The 18,127-nt window shown below is 49.1% G+C and carries 10 protein-coding genes; 7 read left to right on the top strand and 3 right to left on the bottom strand.

Translation table 11 applies throughout. From position 1 onward, the window contains the following. The first annotated feature begins 163 nt into the window (after positions 1-163). From ABWH99_RS04320 to ABWH99_RS04300, 5 genes are all read left to right on the top strand, one after another. Positions 164-3,403, top strand: coding sequence for a SusC/RagA family TonB-linked outer membrane protein (locus ABWH99_RS04320; RefSeq protein WP_375585077.1), 3,240 nt, complete (start codon positions 164-166; stop codon positions 3,401-3,403). Between the two features lie 45 nt (positions 3,404-3,448). Continuing rightward, on the top strand, positions 3,449-5,470 hold the full coding sequence (locus ABWH99_RS04315; RefSeq protein WP_375585076.1) for a RagB/SusD family nutrient uptake outer membrane protein: 2,022 nt from the start codon (positions 3,449-3,451) through the stop codon (positions 5,468-5,470). Between the two features lie 98 nt (positions 5,471-5,568). Next, a complete protein-coding gene (locus ABWH99_RS04310; RefSeq protein ID WP_375585075.1) occupies positions 5,569-6,912 on the top strand; it encodes a Gfo/Idh/MocA family protein in 1,344 nt (447 codons plus the stop codon). 161 nt (positions 6,913-7,073) lie between these two features. Continuing rightward, complete coding sequence (locus ABWH99_RS04305) at positions 7,074-8,084, top strand: PmoA family protein (protein WP_375585074.1); 1,011 nt, start codon at positions 7,074-7,076, stop codon at positions 8,082-8,084. 36 nt (positions 8,085-8,120) lie between these two features. Continuing rightward, positions 8,121-9,002 (top strand): sugar phosphate isomerase/epimerase family protein, encoded by an 882-nt coding sequence (locus ABWH99_RS04300; protein WP_375585073.1) that lies wholly within the window; start codon positions 8,121-8,123, stop codon positions 9,000-9,002. A gap of 98 nt (positions 9,003-9,100) precedes the next feature. Here the strand turns inward: ABWH99_RS04300 and ABWH99_RS04295 are convergent, their stop codons facing one another. Continuing rightward, entirely contained in the window at positions 9,101-10,357 is a 1,257-nt protein-coding gene (locus tag ABWH99_RS04295) for a dipeptidase (protein WP_375585072.1), read from the bottom strand. 167 nt (positions 10,358-10,524) lie between these two features. Between ABWH99_RS04295 and ABWH99_RS04290 the strand changes: the two genes are divergently transcribed. Beyond that, positions 10,525-11,421, top strand: coding sequence for an ATP-binding protein (locus tag ABWH99_RS04290; protein ID WP_375585071.1), 897 nt, complete (start codon positions 10,525-10,527; stop codon positions 11,419-11,421). 189 nt (positions 11,422-11,610) lie between these two features. Continuing rightward, complete coding sequence (locus tag ABWH99_RS04285) at positions 11,611-12,615, top strand: acyl-ACP desaturase (RefSeq protein ID WP_375585070.1); 1,005 nt, start codon at positions 11,611-11,613, stop codon at positions 12,613-12,615. A 609-nt stretch (positions 12,616-13,224) separates the two neighbouring features. On the opposite strand, the gene recQ is transcribed toward ABWH99_RS04285, so the two are convergent. Continuing rightward, entirely contained in the window at positions 13,225-15,363 is a 2,139-nt protein-coding gene (gene recQ / locus ABWH99_RS04280; protein ID WP_375585069.1) for a DNA helicase RecQ, read from the bottom strand. Positions 15,364-16,153: 790 nt separating this feature from the next. After that, positions 16,154-17,857 (bottom strand): hypothetical protein, encoded by a 1,704-nt coding sequence (locus tag ABWH99_RS04275; protein WP_375585068.1) that lies wholly within the window; start codon positions 17,855-17,857, stop codon positions 16,154-16,156. Positions 17,858-18,127 lie beyond the last annotated feature (270 nt).

Raw genomic sequence — 18,127 nt, 5'->3', positions numbered from 1 at the left:
CGTTCGACATTGGGTTGCATCCCCTTCGAAGCTCCATTCTCCTCTGGATGTACTTCATGATAATTACGGAAAAAGAAGATTAATTTGCCTATGAAACACGCGAATAAGTTGGTAATTCACTTAGAAAATTACATTTCCAATTCAATTAAACTCAAAATTTATTATGAAAAAAAATTTACCAAATTGCCGTGGGCTGGTATCCAAATCATCCTTAGCGGCAATCCTGTTCGCCCTGTTTAATGGGGGGCTAATTGCGTCCCCAAACGGGCCCAGCAGGGATCTAACGAACATAGAGAAGGTGCCGCTTATGGCATCCAATGAAAATCTGGAGTCCATACGCACCGCTCCCTTTGACGTGACCGTCTCGGGTACCGTAACGGACTCAAACGGAGAGCCTATTCCCGGAGCTACCGTGTCCGTGCCTGGCACTTCCATCGGTACCGCCACCGATATCGACGGAAAGTACAGCATCACCGTGCCGGAAGGATCCTCCCTGGTATTCTCGTTCATCGGGTTCGAGAGCCAAACCATTCAGGTAAACAATCAATCTACCATCGACGTGACCCTTTCTGAAAGTGCTCAGGCGCTAGACGAAGTGGTCGTAATTGGTTACGGTACGCAACAGAAGAAAGACCTGACCGGCGCCGTGGTGAACGTACAGGCGGAGGAGGTGATGAAGTACAAACCCACCAGTGTTTCCGAGATTCTGAGAACCACCGTACCCGGTCTGAGTGTGGGATATGCCACCAACGCCCGGAACGTACCGGATTTTGAGGTTCGGGGTGACAATTCCATGAAAGCCGATGCGGGTGACGAACGTGCTGCCAACAGGCCGCTGATCGTATTGGATGGGGTCATCTTCCAGGGAGACCTGGCAGAGATCAACCCAAACACCATCGAAAGCGTGGACGTATTGAAAGATGCCAGTGCGGCAGCCGTATACGGATCACAGGCTACAAACGGGGTGGTTATTTTCACCACCAAAAAAGGCCAGTATGGCAAACCTCAAATCACCTTCAGTTCCCGCGTTGGCTTGGTCACAGGAGCCAGAAGGCAACAAACCTATCAGGGCGAGGCGGTATTGGATTGGTTGACGGACATGAACGAAACGATTACCAATACCATCACTGAACCCTGGACTCGTTTCCGGGATTTTAACGACATTGATCCGCAGTATCAGGACGACTGGTTGGCGGCGAATGGGATCCCGGGAGAGACCGATCCGGAAGTGATCCGAATGACCCGAATCAATAACTTCGGTTTTTGGGACAACGAGGTAGAAAATTACAGAAACGGAGTTACCTACGATTGGCAGGATTTCTTGTTCCACACCGGTGTGCGACAGGATTACGACCTGGGTGTTTCGGGTAGAACCGACCGGGTGGCCTACTACTTTTCGCTGGGTTACAGCGATCGGGAGTCCGTACGATTGGGTGAATCCTTTCAGGCAATTACTTCTCGCCTGAATCTGGATGTCAACCTGGGCGAACGTTTGAGTGTGGGTACCAACACACAATTCACCTTTATCGACGAAGGACAGGAGTTCATCGGTAACGGAGGATACCGGGTGTATTCCGTCTACGATCAGCCCTGGGCGAATGGGGCTCCCCGAACACGGGAAAACCTAAACGACCAGGCTGCCGGATCGAATATCTCCAATCCTTACCAGGGTCCCTCCTGGAACACCCGACTGCATAACCAAATTATGATCAACCCCACGCTTTATGCACAATTGGAGCTTCCTTTCGGATTTAGCCTCCGTCAGGATTACACGCCGCGTTTTTCCGTTCGCAAACGCTTCGATCTGGACGAGGCAGGAAACCCGCAACGTGCAGTGGATGCAGCCGAAAGAAGGTACAACGAGTCTTTCCGCTGGCAGTCCAATACCATCCTGAACTGGAACAAGCAATTCGGCGAACACCGCCTGGGCTTTACCGGCTTGTACAATACCGAAAGAAACCAAAGCTGGGAAACGCGTGCCATGACCAACAACTTCTCGCCCACCGCGAGCCTTGGGTTCCATGCGATGCAATTGGGTCTGAACCCAACCATGTCCTCTTACGATGAGGTTAATTCACGAACCGGCCTGATGGGTCGTGTGACGTATGCCTACGGGGATCGATATAATTTCTCTGCTTCCATCAGAAGGGATGGTTTTTCCCGATTTGGGGTTAACAACCTGCTGGGTAATTTCCCATCCCTATCCGCTGCCTGGACGATTTCCAACGAGGACTTCATGCAAAACAGTGGTATTCTAAGTTATCTTAAGGTACGGGCGAGCTACGGTGTGAACGGGAACAGTAGTGGACTGGAAGACTACAATGCCTACGCACGATTGAATAGCAACCTATACCTGAATTACGATGGTGGGTATTTTGCAGCACCGCGTACCGAGATTACGCGTATTGCCAATCCGTTTTTGTCTTGGGAACGAAACGCATCCTTTAACATAGGTATTGACTACGGGTTTTTCAATGACCGGGTGAGCGGTTCCTTGGATGTTTACCAATCCGAGACCAGGGATTTGTTGCTGGATCAAAAATTACCCGAACTGACCGGTTTCGGTTCAGTAAAAACCAACGTAGGAAACTTGCGGAACCGTGGATTTGATCTGGGAATCCGTTCCATCAACGTGACACGAAGCGATTTTACCTGGACCAGTAATTTTAACGTTACCTACGCGATCAACGAAATTACTACCTTGGGTAATGCGCCGATCCCCATGACCGATGCACAGGGCAACACCGTCATGCGGGAGCCCGATGATCTGCAAAACGGTTGGTTTATTGGGGAAAACAAAGACATTATCTGGGATTGGGATCTAGACGGTGTCTACCAAATGGACGAAGCCGATGAAGCCGCTGAGTACGGATTGTTCCCCGGTGACTTCCGTTTTGTCGATCAGGACAACGACGGAGACATCGATATCGATGACCGCGTATTTCTGGGCTTAACCAAAAACCCCTGGTACATCACTTTCCGAAACGATTTCGAATGGAAGAATTTCGACCTGGGGCTGGTATTTCTCGGTAAATTCGGCTGGAAAGGCGGTACACAAGAGCCGTTTAACAATTCCCAGCAATACATCAAAAACAAAAACTGGTACACCATTCCTTACTGGACGCCACTTAACGGTGAAAACAATTTCGCCCGAATCAACTCCATCAACCTGGGAGGCGGAAATGTATGGTTAAACAGAGACTATGTACGTTTGCAAAACGTATCGGTAGGATACAACGTCCCTCCAGTTTTACTGGAAAAAATCAACGGAACACGACTACGACTGGCGCTTAACATCGAGAATGCGGCTGTCTTCACCCCTTGGCACCGCAGTTTGGGTGATCCCGAATCCGCTCGGGAAATGCCTCGCACGTATTCCTTTAGTTTAGATTTCACGTTCTAAGCGAGACGTGGAGGAAATTAACTATAAACCAGAAACGATTTAACAATGAAGAATTTAAAAATATTCAAAGGAATAGGCCTTTCACTACTTCTCCTAGGCTCCGTATCGTGTCAGGAGGATTTTTTGGAAGAACAACCCTTGTCTTTCCTTAGTCCCGAAAACACCTTCGTGGATGCGGCCGGATTGCAAACCGCACTGGATGCCGCCCTGCACGGAGTAATGACGCAATGGAACGGGGATACCCGTGAACTGATGTTCAATAGTAACATGAGCGACGCCTCGGTGGTATCGGCAACCGATAAGCCAGATGCCTTTGTGGACTTGCGTACCTACGCCACTCCTACGAATTCGCGAAACAACGATGCGGGTCGTGCGCGCTCCTTTTATGCAGATAACTACAACCACATCAAAAAGGCAAATACGGTAATCGATTACATCGACGTGCCGGAATGGCCGGATGGAGCAAACGATGCGGAGAGAAATCACTTGCTGGGATCGGCCTATTTTCTACGCGCCTTCTTTTACATGCAACTGACCATGGATTTTGGTAACGTAGCCTTTCCGTTAAGCGTGGTATCCGAAGCCCGAAGGGATTTTAAGGTATTTCACATGCAAGGGATTTGGGATCAAATGATCACCGACCTGGAATACGCGGTTCAGCACGTGAAGCCAAAGAGCCAATTACCCATCGGACAAGCACCGAAGGATGCGGTTCGTATTCTACTGGCTAAGTATTACATGCTAAACGAGCGCTTTGCCGATGCGGAGCGCCTGATGGACGACGTGATCAACGGGGGAGAATCCCAGCTGTTCACCGACGACATGATCCCCTCCGGTGTCACCGAGGTGGAAGTAGCGAATACCAATAACCCGAATACCGGTAACCCGCTTCCAGGCAGGTCCGGATTTGCACCGGTAGACGCCGTTAACTACCTCCACATGGATCAGGGAGCGCAGAAAACTTCCAATCCGGAAGGAATCTGGCTGGTAGTAAACGAACCGTTCATCTTGGGAACACAAGGAAGATCCGCCCGGATTCGCGCCTGGGGTCCCAACTTCGTTAGTACCAACCTGGGCGTTTGGGAGCCTGGCACCACCCGGATCGGGACGGATGTACAGCAGTCCACCTCCGATGCACGGGGACGCATGATGAAAAAATGGGGTCGTGGTCAGGGATTTGCCCGTCCTACCAACTATTCCCAGTATGAAATCTGGAACTTCAAAGGCGAGGTTGACGAGCAGGACTACCGACACAAGGACCTGAATTGGTTTGAAATGGAGGACGTATTGTACGACAACCCTTCACTTCTGGACGATGGAAGTCCCTACTACATGCAGCCACTGCGCTTGTACGACGAAAACGGCAACCTGACCTGCCAGGACACCATTCGCTGCTGGTTCGGTTATCCTCGGTACAAATTCTACTCAGTCAATCAGGAGTCTCGGCCCGACCGACAGGACGGGGGTAAGATGGACATGTACATCATGCGGATTGCAGAGGCCTATCTGGTACGTGCCGAAGCACGTTTCTGGCAGGACAACCTCGCCGGCGCAGCCGAAGACATCAATACCATTCGTCAGCGTGCCAATGCCATCCACATGTACACCGTAGCGGATATGCAAACCGAAGGAATCGGTGCCGTCCTTGACGAGCGTAACCGGGAACTGTTTGGCGAAGAGTACCGTCACGACGAACTGGTACGAATTTCCATTATCCTGGCAAAAACCGGAAAGATGGCCTACAATGGCAAGACGTACTCCATCAGTGGAAACAACATCGAAGAGGCCATCTCGGCCAATAGCTTCTACTACGATCGTATGATGGAGAAAAACAATTTCTTCCGGGAAGAGGTGCCTTGGGCGACTTACAATACCACCAGATACACCATGGATCCGCACCACGTGTTCTGGCCAGTCTACCAGCCCTACCTTGTAGGAAACGTGGAAGCCACCCTGAATCAAACAACCGGATACAACGGAGCCGAAAACAACATCGAGCCATTAACTCATGTGGTTCAGCCAGCCGGCACTCCGAACCAAGACCCCATGCGGGCCATCGGAGAGTAATGCCGATCATATAAAAAATTCACCCGGAGGCAGTAGCAGTCGGGTGAATTTTTTAATTTAGGGAAGTAAAAAGGTTATAAACTCAAACACCATATATTATGACAAACGATTCGTCCAGAAGGACTTTTCTAAAAAAATCAGCAATCGCAAGTTCGGCAGCTATTGTTGCTCCTACCATACTTTCCTCCAACGTGTTTGGAGCCAATGACCGCATCAATGCAGCGGTACTAGGGGTGAATGGAAGGGGGAAGAACCACATTCAGAGTCTAATGAATCAGGAAAACGTACAGGTTACTACCCTCTGCGATCCTGACATGAACCTGCTTAAGGAACGACAGAAACAATTCAAGGATACCTATAAAAAAGATGTGGCCCTGGAACAGGATTTGCGCCGGGTAATAGACGATCCGGACATTGATGTGATCAGCATCGCATCGCCCAACCATTGGCATGCACTGACGACAATCTGGGCCTGCCAGGCTGGCAAAGACGTCTACGTAGAAAAACCCGGCTCTCACAATATCTGGGAGGGAAGGAAAATGGTAGAGGCCGCCCACAAGTACGACCGAATTGTGCAGCACGGTGTGCAGCTTAGAAGCTCTCCTGCCGTTCAGGAAGCCATCCAATTGATTCGGGACGGGTACATTGGTAATGTTTACATGGCCCGCGGCATCGTATTCCGCTGGAGACCCAGTATAGGAGACAAAGGATTCTCTCCGGTTCCCGAAGGAATCGATTACGACCTGTGGACAGGTCCTGCTCCCAAGCGTCCCTTTACCCGCAACCTGGTACACTACAACTGGCACTGGCACTGGGATTACGGAAACGGAGATGTGGGAAACCAGGGCATTCACGAAACAGACCTTTGTATGTGGGGCCTGGACGTGGGACTTCCTACTAAAATCACCTCTATGGGAGGCAAATTCCTGTGGGACGATGCAAAAGAAGTTCCCGAGGTACTCACTTCGGTGTACAACTATCCGGAGGAAAACAAGATCATCCAATTTGAAGTTAGGCCTTGGTGTACCAACGAAGAAGGTGGTGCCACGGTCGGTAACATCTTCTATGGAGACAAAGGCTACATCGTGGTCGATGGTTACGACAAGTACCAGTCATTCCTGGGCAAAGACCGCACGCCTGGTAAATCAGGAGCCGATGGAGGACCGTCTGCTTCCGGGATGGACCGGGGAGCCGGAGGTACCGATGGACACTTTGCAAACTTCATTGAGGCTGTCCGCAAGCACGACGCTTCCATCCTGAATGGCCCGGTAGAAACGGCACATCTGTCCTCCGGATTGGCCCACCTGGGCAACATCGCTTACAAGCTAGAACGGGTACTTACTTTTAACCCGAAATCTGAGACTTTTGTGAACGATCCGGAAGCGGACGAAATGTTGAAACGAAACTACCGCGAGGGCTTCGAGGTTCCAGAAATTGTCTAACCTCCCTCTTACTTGGGTATTTTCACCTAATGAAGCTGAATAATGACAGAAAAAACCGGCGGTGCTATCAGGCCTGCCCGGTTTTTTTGGCATTACTTCCGTAAAACTAAAATTAAAGGTAAAATCATATGAAATCGCAGGCGCTAGTATTGATCGCAATTATGAGTAGCAGCACGATGCTTTTCGGTCAGAGTAACAAAAAAGAATCCGTAGAGGTACAGGTAAACGAGTCGGAAAAAAAAGTAGATATCGTGGTAGGAGGAGATCTGTTCACCACCTATATGTACCCGGACAATATCATGAAGCCCGTTTTGTGGCCCGTTATGTCTCCGGAAGGAAACATGTTGACCAGAAGTTATCCGCTGATCAATAAGGAAGGAGACCGAACCGATCACCCCCATCACGTGGGCATTTGGCTCAATTACGGAGATGTAAACGGCCTTGATTTTTGGAACAATTCCGAGGCCATCCCCCAGGAAAGAAAAGGAGGATACGGAACCATCTATCATCAATCGGTAGAGAAAGCCAAAGGAGGAAAGGGAAAGGCTGTGTTGGAAACCAAGTCCCTGTGGAAATCGCCCGACAACACTACCTTGTTGGAGGAAGAGACGGAATTCCAATTTCAAGCCACTGAAGGAATGCGAATCATAGATCGCACCACCTCACTTACAGCCGCTGTAGATGAGGTGAAATTTACAGACAACAAAGAAGGCATGTTTGCCATTCGGGTAAGCCGGGAATTGGAACTCCCCACCGATAAACCCACCGAGCTGGTGGACTCTCATGGCGTAAAAACCCGGGTAGAAAAAATGGACAACACCCTGGTCAAGGGAAACTACAGAAGTTCGGAAGGAATTGAAGGAGGAGATGTATGGGGAACCAGGGCCCGATGGATGAAACTATCCAGTGAAATCAACGGAGAGGACGTATCGCTGGTAATCATCGACCATCCTTCCAACGTGGGGTATCCTACCTACTGGCATGCCCGTGATTATGGGTTGTTTTCCGCCAATACCTTGGGGCAAAAGGTTTTTTCCGAAGGCAAAAACGAGCTGAATTTCAGTTTGAGCAACGGAGAAACCGCCACCTTTAAATACCGGCTGGTAGTAGCGTCCGAAGAACTTTCGGACGAACAAATCAATGCTTTGGCCGATGCCTACGCAAAAAAATAAGTATCAAACAGGCTTTCACTTAAATACCTTCGAAACATGACAGACCACCCCTTATCCAGGCGACATTTTCTTCAAAAAAGTGTGGCCGCCGGAATTGGCGTATCCATCCTCGGCCAGCACGCACTGCCCGTTTTTGCCAAAGAATCCGGCATGAAGCTGGGCCTCGTCACCTACCAGTGGGGCAAAGACTGGGACCTCCCCACCCTTATTGCCAATTGTGAAAAAACCGGCTTGCTGGGAGTCGAACTGCGTACGGAACATGCCCATGGCGTAGAAACCACGCTTTCTTCGCGCGAGCGACGAGAGGTAAAAAAACGCTTCGCAGATAGCCCGGTAACCTGCCTGGGTTACGGGTCCAACTTTGCCTACCATTACACGGACCCGGCGGAAGTTCGCCAAAACATCGAAGGGACCAAAGAATACCTAAAGCTCTGTAAAGACATAGGTGCTACGGGCATCAAAGTCAAGCCAAATGGGTTACCCGAATCGGTCTCTAAGGAAAAGACCATCGCTCAGATTGCCGCTTCGTTCAATGAGGTCGGTGCCTATGCCAAAGACCTCGGACAATTGGTCCGGGTGGAAGTACACGGTAAACTTACCCAACAGCTGCCGAATATGAAGGCAATCTTTGATCAGGTGGATCAGGACAGTGTCAAAGTGTGCTGGAATTGCAACGATGAAGATTTGTTGCCTCCAGGTCTGGAAGCAAACTTCAATTCCGTAAAAAAGTGGTTTGGCGACACGGTTCACATTCGCGAACTGAATGTCGGCAACTATCCTTACCAACAGCTCATGAATCTGTTTGGAGAGATCAATTACGACGGATGGATTCTATTAGAGGCGCGCACCAGTCCTACAGACCGCATCGCAGCTATGAAGGAGCAGTTGGAAATCTTTAACAAAATGACCAAGGGATAACTACATTAGCGAATTCTGATTCCTGCGGTTACACTGGAAAACAAATAAAAAATAACGAAAAAGAGCCACCCAACGATGTTGAGGTGGCTCTTTTTACTTTAGGCATTATCAGCGGCAAATTTTTCCACCGCTTCCCACACCCGAAATAGATTTTTGTAACATACTTTCTCGATGTCCTCCTTGCTGTATCCCCGTTTTAACAATTCGGCAATCAAATTGGGGTACATGGACACGTCCTTCAGCCCGGTAGGCAGCGTATCTCCCACCCCGTCAAAATCGGATCCAAACCCCAAGTGGTCGATTCCGACCAATGCCACGATATGGTCAAAGTGGTCGGCCACTTTTTGAACGGAAGGGAACGGGTTATTGGCAGCCACGTACTCGGAAATGTATTGTTGGGCTTCGGGATCGTTTCGGCTTAGTTCATTTTCAGCCAACCAATTCACCAGGTGCTCGCGTACCGCATCGTTTCCCTCTCTGAAATCCTGATCAACGAAACTTCCTCCAAAGTTGATCATTATCACTCCTCCGTTTTCAGCCAGTTTTCGAATCATTTCATCCCCCATATTGCGCTCAAATCCAGGAGTATAATGCCTGGCCGAAGAATGGGAGGCAATCACCGGTACCTGGGTCACATCCAGTACATCGTAAAATGTATCATCCGACACGTGGGAGATATCCACCATGATGCCCAGGCGATTCATTTCTTTGACGACCTCTACGCCGAATTCACTAAGTCCCCCATGAATGTATGTGGTATCGTAAGAAGAATCTCCGATCAGGTTGTCTTTGCTGTGCGTAAGGGTGATATAGCGGATTCCACGCTCGTGGAAATAGGCAAGGTTTTCGAGCTTATCCTCAATCGGGGCACCATTTTCCATACCCATAGGAAGAGAAATCCGACCTTTCTCAAAATTGGCACGTATGTCCGCCGGACTGTAAGCCATTCCAAATTTATCCGGCCAGGTGGTTGTCAACCGCTCTGTCATCAAAATCAGAGAATCTGCCAATGCCTTGGCACCTCCCATTTCCTGGTAGCGGGCAGGAATGTATATTGACATAAACGGAGCGTCAAGCCCTCCTTCTTTGGAACGCGGAAAATCAAAATTACCTCCTTCTGTCCGCGTAGACACATCCAAAATTTCCCGCTGAAGCGTAAAGCCTCCAACTTTCATTCGGTAGGGTAAATCCACATGGCCGTCAACCATGATCGTCTGTTGGGCCAATTCAGTGGCAACCCGCATACGGTCCTCCTCCGAAAGCGCCGCATAATCGACGGTTTCACTTTTCTCGGAAGTGCAGGAAAAACCAAGCATGACTGAAAGTAGTGTTACTGCATAGATACCTTTTTTCATTTTTTGTAATTTTTGTTGATAGTGGTTGTTTATAGTGCAACGTAGAAACCAAATATACAGATCTTTCAGCTTTAACCCACTTCCCTGGAAAAATTCATTTTTTGAGGAATCGTAAGAATTCACCGAAAAATTGACGAAATTAGAGTCTGAACCAAATGTATAAGCCAATGAAATTTTCAGCAAAACCATCTATACTCCATTTATTTTGCATCGGTGCAATCGTTGGCCTGGCCACAGGCTGCGGACCGTCCACCACCAATCAGGAAAGCGAAAGTGCCGCAGTGACAGAAGCCCCTAACGAACCCGGTATGGAACTGCTTTGGGAAACCCCCGCAGAACTCACCACGAACGAGTCGGTTCATTTTGAAGCAGGTGACGGCATTTTGTATGTGGCCAATATTGAAGGAGGCCCCGATGAAAAAGATGGTGTGGGGTCCATCTCCAAGGTAAGTACTAGCGGGGAAATTCTGGAACGGGATTGGGTATCCGGCTTACATGCTCCGAAAGGAATGACCGTAATGAACGATCACTTATACGTCACCGATATTGATGAGTTGGTAGCGATTGACCTGGCCACCGGAGAGATTACCGAAACCTACGAAGTGGAAGGGGCAGTTTTCCTGAATGATGCGACAAGCGACGGAGAAAAGGTGTATTTTTCCGACATGCGTACCAATACCATTCACTACCTGGAAGATGGAGAAATCCACACGTTTGCCTCTGAGCAAAAGAACATCAACGGACTGCGCATTGGGAACGGAGGCATCCTGTATGGATTGGATGCGGAGGGATTGAAACAATACAACAGTGACGGTAGTTTCGAAATAATAAACTCCGAAGTCACGGGTGGCGATGGACTAATCATCCTTGACGAAAAAACATTTATTGCAAGCCGGTGGGCCGGTGAGGTCTACCTGGTGCAGGATGGCACGGCAACGAAAATTCTGGATACAACAAAGGAGGAGTCCAACACAGCAGATATTGGGTTTATTCCCGATGAAAATATCGTTTTGGTTCCTACCTTTTTCAAAAACAAAGTGGCGGCCTATTCATTAACCTACTAAACGGCTGAGGGAATACTACACCAAATTGAATGAATATTCCATTGCTTTCGTTATAGCAGGTAAAGAATAAAAGGTTGCTGTTAAGAAACTAGCCTTTAATTTTTGACAGCAATGTTGTTAATTTGTGAAAAGGTGTGAATGTTTTGGCGTAATAAAACAAATTAACCTCGAAAAGCGAACGCATAGTTTATGAATAAGTCAGAAAATATCAATTACGAACTCGAAAAAAATGCAGAGGTCATCAGTCAGTTGGATGACTTTGTAACGGAAACAGTTAAATCCACACTCATGGACCCGGATGATTGTTGGCAACCTACCGACTTTCTTCCGGACATGACCCAACCCGATGCGCTCGATCAGGTGAAGTTATTACGGGAACGTGCCGCAGAAATACCGGATACAATCATCACCTCGCTCGTTGGAAATATGATTACCGAAGAGGCGCTACCAAGTTACCAAACCTATTTCAACATGCTGGTCGGCATCAATGAAGAAGGATCGCTGACAAGCGATAAAGGGTGGGTAAAATGGACCAAAGCCTGGACTGCCGAAGAAAATCGACACGGGGACCTTCTGAACAAGTACCTGTACCTCTCAGGTCGGGCAGATATGCGAAAAGTAGAACAAACGATCCACCGATTGATCTACAACGGATTTGACCCCCGCTCTGAGAAAGACCCCTACCAAGCCATTATCTATACTTCCTTTCAGGAGCGGGCCACAAAAATATCCCACGTCAATACGGGTAAATTGGCCGATAAAGCCGGGGACCTGGTGCTTGGTAAAATCTGTAAGCAAATCGCCGGTGACGAGGCCCGGCATGAAAAAGCTTATAAAAGCTTCATGACGGAGATTTTCGATATTGACCCTAACGGAGCCATGCTCGCGTTTGAAAAAATGATGCGGAAACAAATCGTGATGCCGGCCGTGCTGATGGGTGAGGGAGGCAGCAATCCTTCGATTTTTGACCAGTTTTCCGCCATTACGCAAAAAGTGGGAATTTACACAGGATGGGATTACGCCCGTATCATTGACCATTTGGTCAAGCTTTGGAAAGTGGAAACCGTGACCGGCTTGAACGATGTGGCAGCAAAGGCCCAGGAATACCTTGCGGGTCTATCCGCCCGGTACATGCGACTGGCGGATCGGATGAAGACGCCGGATGAGATTAGTCTTGCGTGGATTAAGCAATAAAAAAGGGCCAAAAAATAGCTGTAAAATTGCCCTTTAGAACGTTGCAAAAGGTAAGTTTAAAAAGTTGCTTAATCACCCGTATCAAAGGTAGATAAAGAGGCATCAACAAAAAATACCCCGATCGGGGTATTTTTTTTGCATTCTTGAAGGAGTTAGTTGAGGGTGAGTCGGATCATTCATCGGTAATTTTTTCAACCCGGATTAGGGATTAAGGTTCGTGACAGCCCGTTCCGAACACCGGGAATGGCTAATACATGCGGCAAAATCAGCCACTTCGGAGACTGAGGCGTAGCCATCCCTGCGATACATCCGAAAAGTAGAGCGAAGCGGCCGATTTTGCAGCGTTCTATCTCCACAGTAAAAATTCGAATACATCGTTCGGGTTCAACACGATCGGATCATTGGACAGGATCCCAAGCAGTACAATACGGGGCGACCTGCCGGCGAGCAGATCGAAACGGCAGTGCCAAAAAATCCAAATCATTCCTACCTCAGCGCAGGGCCGGTCGCTGCCCCGACACAAGCAGCTTCAGACTACCCCTCCCATGGCAGGGGAAAAACTCGAAAACAACCACTCGACAATTCCTATCCCGATTCCTTCGTCTGCATCTATTCTCGGCTCTTGACTGCCCATACACCTACGCGAAGCTCAAAATAGCTGTATTTTTCTCCGAAATGCGCTTTAAGCGGATTCAAAAGGGTGGTTTGAAGATGGGTGGCCGCATCCCCGATTTCCTGAAGTTGCATGTCAGAAAGCCAATCCTCCGGCATACTCTCCCCGGAGGCCAGCAATTTCACCACGTGCCCCTCGATCGTACTTCGGGCCAGTCCTCTTTTTTCCACAATTTCATCCAGTGAATTTCCCCGGTTAAGCAAGGCTAAGGTCTCGTTTATGGAAGAAGGATTACTTTGTTTGCCGATTCTTTTCGGCGAGGGGGGCATGGAGGGGCCGCCTGTCCCGGAGATCGAAGGATTTTCTTCCAGGTAGTGCTGAATTACCTTCAAAAACGAATCCCCATAGTTTTCCAGCTTCTGGTTCCCTACTCCGTGTATCTGAAGAAGCGCTTGCTTGCTCGTTGGGTACTTTTTCGCCATTCCCACCAGTGTCGCGTCGGAAAAGATGATATAGGGAGGAACGTCTTGCTTTCTCGCCAGCGAACGGCGCAAGGCCTTCAGTTTTTCAAGCAACTTGTCGTCCTGTTCGCTTTCCCTTTCTTCCGGGTGCATCTCCGCCGTTTCCATCCGGAGAAAGATCCTGTCTTTTTTTTTCAATGTTTCCCAGGCCATTTGGCTGAGTTTAACAATCGGTCGAAGGGGATCCTCCTGTATCAGATACCCTTCCGCGATCAGCTGTCGACCCAGTGATTTCCAGAATTCCGCAGGTCGGTCCTTTCCGATACCAAACACCGACAACTCCTTCTGCCATCCGGATATTTTGGCTGACTGAGACCCTTTCAAAACCAAAATTACCTGCCCCAATCCAAATTTTTGTTCCAACCGCACCACTGCCGAAAGCAGCATCTGGGAATAAATCGTCATGTCCTCTTTGTCGTTTTTCTGAAGACAGCGATCACAATTTCCGCATTCCCCCGGGTAAGCTTCTCCAAAATACTGCAGTAAAAATTTTCTCCTGCATTCGCTGGATTGACAATACCGAACCATCGTTTCTAACTTGGCCTTCATGTGGCGCACATATCCGGGATCCTCGGCAGTTTCCAGCATGCGTGAGAGGGTAATGCTATCCCCGATGCTGTAAAAGAGCAGTGCCTCGCTCGGCAGTCCATCCCTGCCGGCACGTCCGGTTTCCTGGTAATAGCTTTCGATGTTCTGTGGCATATTGGTATGCACCACAAAGCGGACGTTCGACTTGTCTATCCCCATTCCAAAAGCCACCGTAGCCACAATGATCCGCACCTCATCCCGAAGGAATTTTTCCTGGTTGGCCTGCCGGATTTCCCTGGGAAGGCCGGCATGATACGGAACCGCCTCATGGCCATTGGCTTGCAACTTTGCCGCCGTTTCCTCCACCGATTTCCGGGACAAGCAATACACAATGCCGGAATCCCGGGGACGGACGGACAAAAAATCCAGCAGCTTCCCAAATGCGTCCGAGCGTAGACCCACGCGATAGGTAATATTGGGACGGTCAAAAGAAGAGATGAACCATTCCGGTTGTACCAGCTGCAACCCCGATGCAATATCAGCCCTGGTTTGTGGGTCGGCAGTGGCCGTAAGTGCCAAAAAAGTGGTATCGGGAAAAATACCCCGTAGCTTCCCCAAATTTAGGTATTCCGGCCTGAAATCATGCCCCCATTGGGAAACACAATGCGCCTCGTCCACTGCCACCAAGGACAGGTTCAACGTAGCGAGCAGGTCCAGCAAGGGGTAAGTCCCCCCAAAAAGGCGTTCCGGCGCCACATACAACAGTTTGATTCTACCCTTGGACACTTCGTCAGAGATGTGACGCTGCTCGCTGATATCCTGGCTTGAGTTCAGAAATGCCGCAGGTATCCCTAATTCGTTCAGGGCATCCACCTGGTCCTTCATCAATGCAATTAGCGGAGAAATCACCAGGGTCAGGCCAGGAAGAATCATTGCGGGTACCTGGTAACAAACCGACTTGCCTGCTCCGGTAGGCATCAAGGCAATGCAATCTTTTTTTGCCAGTACCTTTTCGATGATTGCCTCTTGCTTGCCTCGAAAGGAAGCGTATCCAAAATATTGCTTTAATACGTCCAGTGGTTGCATTCCTGGGGTGAGTAGGGGTAAAAACACGAGCCGGGAAGGTACTACAAATTAAAAAAAAATTCAACTTCCGCTCGTTCGTGGGCGGGCCGCGGGTTAATGCTCCCTGCCCTGAACCGGGAGGCCGGGAATGAATGAGATCGATGAAAACGAGGGTGCGCACCGCCTCGTCGAGGAAAAAGCCTGCATCTTTCCTCGGTAAGGGAAAAAGATATTGCCTGTGCTGCACCGTTTTTGCCCGCTAAAGAACCGAAAAATTTCATGTCGTACCTGACCGGTGGGTTGCATCTCGTCCCAAGTGATTGCTGGCACGAGGTATTCTCTCGAAACAAATGGCGACTGAAAACCATTCTCCATACAGCCCACCGAATCGTTTGCGGAACGACTGGCCAACAAGCCCGAACCTGCCGGACCCCTCTCCGACCATTGGTGCCGTTGTATAGCGATTCACCGGGGCGTACAGGCTGCTTTGAGCCATCCCAAAAACGATACCCATGATTTCCAGCCATTACCGCTACAATTGGAGGAGCCCCGGGAAATAGGTCATTGGTATTTATTTTCCATCATTTATCCCGGTATATCCGGTTATGCTTTCGTTTTGCCGAAGAACAAAAGGTAAAAAACGAACTTTCTTTGATTGCTTTTTGGGAAATGTGTTCCGTTGAAAGTACCCGTCTGAGGCGTCAATCCGCTAAGAATCTCATTTTTCAAGAGATCCTTCCAGGGAAGGAAAACGAAACGCGGAATAGCCAGCTACCGATGTTTTTGGTTAGCTGTGAATAGGCTGCCCCGGTTAAACTTTCATGATTTTAATCCGGTCCACCTTTCCGTTATAAACCAGCTCCAATACACAGACGCCTTTGGAAGCTTTTTGAATGACTTCTCTCAGCCATTGATCCAAGGCCATTCCAACTTCACCCTCAAAGGACACCGATGAGGATCCGGAGGAAAATCGGGCACGTACCGGGCCGGAGACTACGCCCCTGCTTACTTTTACCTGCAAATTCGACCCGTTGCTGGGATTCGGAAATGCAGTCCAGTCAACTTCCACCGGTGCATGGTTTACCACTTTGGTAGAAACCACTTGACTGTAGTCGCTTTCGCCGGTAAAGTCAACCTGCTTCAGGCGGTAATAAACCATCCCCTGAGCGCCGTCAAGGCGCCGGTCTTCAAAAGTATACCGGGTTTCAGCCGTAGTCCATCCTGCGGCGGTAACTTCTCCCAGTTTCTGAAAATTTCCAACCCCGCCAATGGATCGTTCGATCTCGTAGTGGCTGGATGCGGTTTCTTTGGCGGTTTTCCAAACCAATTGATTCCCCTGGACAGCTAGCGGGCTTACGGAAACGGATTTCCACACCACGGGTAAAGCCAGGCACCCTTCTCCATAAAAGGCATTGTTTTGCATGGAAATATGGTAGGTTTCTCTTTGGGTAGAATTTGGGTAGTCGCAAATGAAAAACCCAGTGTTATTTTTGCCATTAACGGAACCTCCGTTGGATGCAGTCAGCTTTCCTCCAACAAAAATTTCCGAAGTATTGTGTAGGTGAAAGGAGCCATTAGTCATGGTGACATCTTTTTTAATCACTCCCATGGCAGCATTTCTCAGGGTAATGGTCGCACCTCCACTCGTCTGCAGGTATTCCTCAAACGTAAAGGTAGCATTGTTTTCGGCCTGTAGGGACCCCCCGTTTCCCATGGTGACATTGCCCATAAACCTCCCGTTCGCATGGTTTGCCAACCGTATTGACCCACTTTGTCCGGTAGAGGTAGTCCCCTCTACAAGGATGCTACCATCTCCATTCACCTCCAAGGTGCCATTGGTTATTTCGAGATCACCTGTTACCAGAGCTGTCCCGCTTTGAGCGCCTACGGTCACGGTCCCTCCGGAGGTATAATTCAAATCCACCGTCTCAAAAACACCGTATACGTTCAGATTTGCATTGCTTCGCATAACGGTTGTTTCCAACACTTCCAGCATCCCACCTTCTTCCACCGTGATGGTCGGCTGATTGTTTCCAATCACAAACTCCCTAACCGTCATTTTGGCGTTGTTTGGAACGACTATGCTGACTTTCCGATCGATGACGAATTGTCCGTTTACAATCAATTCTGCGCCTTCTTCCAATACGATCTGGGGAACAGAGCCTCCACCATTGATCGTCAGGTCTCCATTAAAAATCAACTTTGCATTGCTCCCTAAGGATAACCCCGAAAACGTACCGCTGCCAAAACCGGAAGCATTCCCATTAAACGTCACCTCGTGATTGATGCCCACGCTTATGGCACACCCCCAGTTCTTTGAAATCGGCGGGAAGCCATGACTCAGATTTTGATGGGAGGAGCAAGAAGTAGAACTACTCCAGGTAGCGGTCTGCTGCCATTCACCGTCTGCAACACTTGTGAAATTCTGTGCAAGGGCCTGTCCGAGAGAGGAAAATACCCCTAGGCCTGCAAGGAAAAGCGCTAGATTCTGCGTGGTTAGGAAAAAGGTTTTCATAGCTGTCCGAAATAGATTGTAGCCTAAACCTACGAACCAATCGCCGCTGACAGGAAATTATTCGTTCAAGCGGGGATAATGGCAGCCAAAACCAGAAAAATCAAGGGTGAAAATTTTTCAACTATTACTTTTTGTATTTTGAATATATAGTTTCCCCTTATAATCCGTGACATGGGATGTAGCAGGGGTAAAGGAGGACACCGGGATATTGGCGCTACCGTAACACGCTTAGTACCCGACCCTCCGCCACAGCTACGATTTCGCTGCACA

This window comes from Cyclobacterium xiamenense (genome assembly GCF_042140265.1).
GTDB lineage: Bacteria > Bacteroidota > Bacteroidia > Cytophagales > Cyclobacteriaceae > Cyclobacterium > Cyclobacterium xiamenense_A.
This window is presented reverse-complemented; position numbering and strand designations above follow the sequence as displayed.

Excerpts from the sequence above, each read along its gene's own strand:
- recQ (WP_375585069.1), bottom strand. The coding sequence starts at position 15,363 with ATGCAACCACTGGACGTATTAAAGCAATATTTTGGATACGCTTCCTTT.
- ABWH99_RS04305 (WP_375585074.1), top strand. The coding sequence starts at position 7,074 with ATGAGTAGCAGCACGATGCTTTTCGGTCAGAGTAACAAAAAAGAATCC.
- ABWH99_RS04290 (WP_375585071.1), top strand. The coding sequence starts at position 10,525 with ATGAAATTTTCAGCAAAACCATCTATACTCCATTTATTTTGCATCGGT.
- ABWH99_RS04285 (WP_375585070.1), top strand. The coding sequence starts at position 11,611 with ATGAATAAGTCAGAAAATATCAATTACGAACTCGAAAAAAATGCAGAG.
- ABWH99_RS04320 (WP_375585077.1), top strand. The coding sequence starts at position 164 with ATGAAAAAAAATTTACCAAATTGCCGTGGGCTGGTATCCAAATCATCC.
- ABWH99_RS04315 (WP_375585076.1), top strand. The coding sequence starts at position 3,449 with ATGAAGAATTTAAAAATATTCAAAGGAATAGGCCTTTCACTACTTCTC.
- ABWH99_RS04310 (WP_375585075.1), top strand. The coding sequence starts at position 5,569 with ATGACAAACGATTCGTCCAGAAGGACTTTTCTAAAAAAATCAGCAATC.
- ABWH99_RS04275 (WP_375585068.1), bottom strand. The coding sequence starts at position 17,857 with ATGAAAACCTTTTTCCTAACCACGCAGAATCTAGCGCTTTTCCTTGCA.
- ABWH99_RS04300 (WP_375585073.1), top strand. The coding sequence starts at position 8,121 with ATGACAGACCACCCCTTATCCAGGCGACATTTTCTTCAAAAAAGTGTG.
- ABWH99_RS04295 (WP_375585072.1), bottom strand. The coding sequence starts at position 10,357 with ATGAAAAAAGGTATCTATGCAGTAACACTACTTTCAGTCATGCTTGGT.